Below are 3,219 nucleotides of genomic sequence, written 5' to 3' on the forward strand. Positions count from 1 at the left end.
AGAATTAGCTGAAGACTTCAGAAAATCTTGAATAAGATTTGACGAACCAGTAGCAAAAAGGGCATCATTTGATGCCCTTTTTCTGCACAAAAAATAATGTTTGCTGAATTATTGTTCATGTAGACGTTAGCAGGAATTTTTTGGCGAAAAGCAATTTTGGTCAATAAAAGAGGACGTCAATTTTTTATAAAATTGGTCGTTTCATGGATTTGCCCTGCAGCAGCGGGGTTGTTGTCGTCTATATTAAGACTTGTGACAGGTTGGTTTTATGAAAGCAAATAATGCTGAAACTCCTGAGAGCTCAAATGGCGCAGATATCTTTAAGTGGGTAATCACTTTTGTTCTGCTAACTGCCGCTGTTGTGGGTAATTACCTGTATGGTGATATGTCTGTAGTGGTTCGCGCTGCAGGCGTTGTTGTATTAATTGCAGCAGCACTTGGTGTTGCGGCTACAACAACTAAAGGTAAAGCTTCGATCGTGTTTGCGAAAGAATCTCGTATGGAAGTTCGTAAAGTGGTTTGGCCAACGCGTCAAGAAACTCTGCAAACGACACTGATCGTTTTAGCTGTAAGTATTGTAATGGCTCTAGCGCTATGGGGCATTGACGGCATTATGGTTCGTCTTGTTGCATTTGTGACTGGGGTATAGAGGGTTTTTATTCATGAGTGAAGCTCCAAAAAAACGCTGGTATGTAGTTCAAGCCTTCTCTGGTTTTGAAGGTCGTGTAGCTCAATCTCTTCGCGAGCATATCAAAATGCATGGCATGGAAGAGCTATTCGGTGAAGTACTTGTCCCTACTGAAGAAGTAGTGGAAATCCGCGCTGGACAACGTCGTAAGTCAGAACGTAAGTTCTTTCCAGGTTACGTCCTAGTTCAGATGATCATGAACGATGAATCATGGCACTTAGTGCGTAGTGTTCCGCGTGTCATGGGCTTCATTGGTGGTACCTCTGATCGTCCAGCTCCTATCACTGATAAGGAAGCTGATGCGATTCTTAACCGTCTTGAAAAAGCGAGTGAAGCACCACGTCCTCGTACTATGTACGAAGCGGGTGAAGTTGTTCGCGTGACCGATGGCCCGTTTGCTGACTTCAACGGTACTGTTGAAGAAGTGGATTACGTTAAGAGCCGCGTGAAAGTGTCTGTATCGATCTTTGGTCGTGCTACACCAGTTGAGCTTGAATTCGGTCAAGTGGAAAAACTTGATTAAAAAAACACCTTGCAAAGGGTTGTTTAGGGCGTGAATTATGACTATAATTTCGCGCCTTTTTGCTTCTGTTGAAGTAAAAAGATTTTTACATAACCGGGGAGCTGATCAGTCGATTAGCGTTTGAACCCAAACTTAGGAAATATCATGGCTAAGAAAGTTGAAGCTTATATCAAGCTACAAGTTGCTGCTGGCGCTGCGAACCCAAGTCCACCAGTTGGTCCTGCTCTAGGTCAACACGGTGTTAACATCATGGAATTCTGTAAAGCGTTCAACGCAAAAACAGAATCTCTTGAGAAAGGCATGCCGACTCCAGTAGTAATCACTGTTTACTCTGACCGTTCTTTCACGTTCATCACTAAGACTCCTCCTGCTGCAACTCTTCTTCTGAAGGCAGCTGGTCTTAAGTCTGGTTCTGGTCGTCCTAACACTGAAAAAGTGGGCACGATTACTGAAGCTCAAATCCAAGAAATCGCAGAAACTAAAGCTGCTGACATGACTGGTTCTGATATTGAAGCGATGAAACGTTCTATTGCGGGTACTGCTCGTTCAATGGGCCTAGTGGTAGAGGGTTAAGATCATGGCAAAACTAACTAAGCGCATGCGCGTAATCCGCGACAAAGTTGACGTAACTAAAGAATACGAAATCAATGAAGCTGTAGCTCTTCTTAAAGAACTTGCAACTGCTAAATTCGTAGAATCTGTTGACGTAGCTGTTAACCTAGGTATCGACGCTCGTAAATCTGACCAAAACGTTCGTGGCGCAACTGTGCTACCACACGGTACTGGTCGTGATATCCGCGTTGCTGTATTCGCTCAAGGTGCAAACGCTGAAGCTGCTAAAGAAGCTGGCGCTGACCTAGTGGGTATGGAAGATCTAGCTGAGCTAGTTAAAAAGGGCGAAATGAACTTCGACGTAGTTGTTGCTTCTCCAGATGCAATGCGCGTTGTTGGTCAACTAGGTACTATCCTAGGTCCACGTGGTCTGATGCCAAACCCGAAAGTTGGTACTGTAACTCCTAACGTTGCTGAAGCGGTTAAGAACGCTAAAGCTGGTCAGGTTCGTTACCGTAACGACAAGAACGGTATCATCCACACTACAATCGGCAAAGTTTCTTTCGACGCGAACCAACTACAAGAGAACCTAGAAGCTCTACTAGTTGCGCTTAAGAAAGCTAAGCCGTCTTCAGCGAAAGGCGCTTTCCTGAAGAAAGTTAGCATCTCTACTACAATGGGTGCTGGCGTTGCAGTTGATCAGGCTAGCCTGAACACTCAAGCTTAATTTATTTGATTAGGTGTGAAATTAGTGTATAATTTCGCGCCTAATATTTGTGGTTGGGGCTGAACTTTGGTTCGTTAAATTCCTCGTGAATTTAGTTAGAATTATGACCCAGTCTCCGTCCAAGACCGTAGGTGTCTGACTTTATATTTATATAGAGAAAGACTTAATCATCCTACGTAGATGGTGCCCGAACTGACAGAAAGCTCTATGCAAATAGTAAACTTTCTTCTGGGAAGCACCTAAATAGCTCTCACTGTTGTGATAATAGTGAGTGGTGTAATAACAACCAGGAGTAAATCCAAGATGGCTTTAAACCTTCTAGACAAAAAAGCAATTGTTGCTGAAGTCAACGAAGCTGCCAGTGGTGCACTTTCTGCAGTTGTAGCTGATTCTCGCGGTGTAGCTGTGGGTGCAATGACTTCTCTACGTAAACAGGCTCGTGAAGCTGGTGTTTATGTACGAGTTGTTCGTAACACTCTAGCACGTCGTGCGGTTGAAGGTACTCAGTACGAGTGTCTAACTGACACTTTCACTGGTCCTACTCTAATCGCGTTCTCTAACGAGCACCCAGGTGCTGCAGCGCGTCTTTTCAAAGACTTCGCTAAAGAGAACAAAGATTTCGAGATCAAAGCTGCTGCATTTGAAGGCGCTCTAACTGACGCTGAAGTACTAGCGACACTACCAACTTACGACGAAGCGATTGCACGCCTAATGATGTGCATGAAAGAA

General features: G+C 44.1%; 5 protein-coding genes. All 5 read left to right on the plus strand.

Going from position 1 to position 3,219, the window contains the following annotated elements; all coding sequences use genetic code 11:
* Positions 1–268 precede the first annotated feature (268 nt).
* A complete protein-coding gene (gene secE / locus RH86_RS03155; RefSeq protein ID WP_005596684.1) occupies positions 269–649 on the plus strand; it encodes a preprotein translocase subunit SecE in 381 nt (126 codons plus the stop codon).
* 13 nt (positions 650–662) lie between these two features.
* Positions 663–1,211 carry a transcription termination/antitermination protein NusG gene (gene nusG, locus RH86_RS03160; RefSeq protein WP_005596686.1) on the plus strand — a complete coding sequence of 183 codons (549 nt, stop codon included), beginning with the start codon at positions 663–665 and terminating at the stop codon, positions 1,209–1,211.
* Between the two features lie 144 nt (positions 1,212–1,355).
* Complete coding sequence (gene rplK / locus RH86_RS03165) at positions 1,356–1,784, plus strand: 50S ribosomal protein L11 (RefSeq protein WP_005596690.1); 429 nt, start codon at positions 1,356–1,358, stop codon at positions 1,782–1,784.
* Positions 1,785–1,788: 4 nt separating this feature from the next.
* Positions 1,789–2,490 (plus strand): 50S ribosomal protein L1, encoded by a 702-nt coding sequence (gene rplA, locus RH86_RS03170; RefSeq protein WP_005596691.1) that lies wholly within the window; start codon positions 1,789–1,791, stop codon positions 2,488–2,490.
* A 303-nt stretch (positions 2,491–2,793) separates the two neighbouring features.
* On the plus strand, positions 2,794–3,219 hold a 426-nt coding region (rplJ, locus tag RH86_RS03175), incomplete at its 3' end, for a 50S ribosomal protein L10 (RefSeq protein WP_009384949.1).

The organism is Vibrio sp. N418 (assembly GCF_000222565.1).
GTDB classification, from domain to species: Bacteria; Pseudomonadota; Gammaproteobacteria; order Enterobacterales; family Vibrionaceae; genus Vibrio; species Vibrio scophthalmi.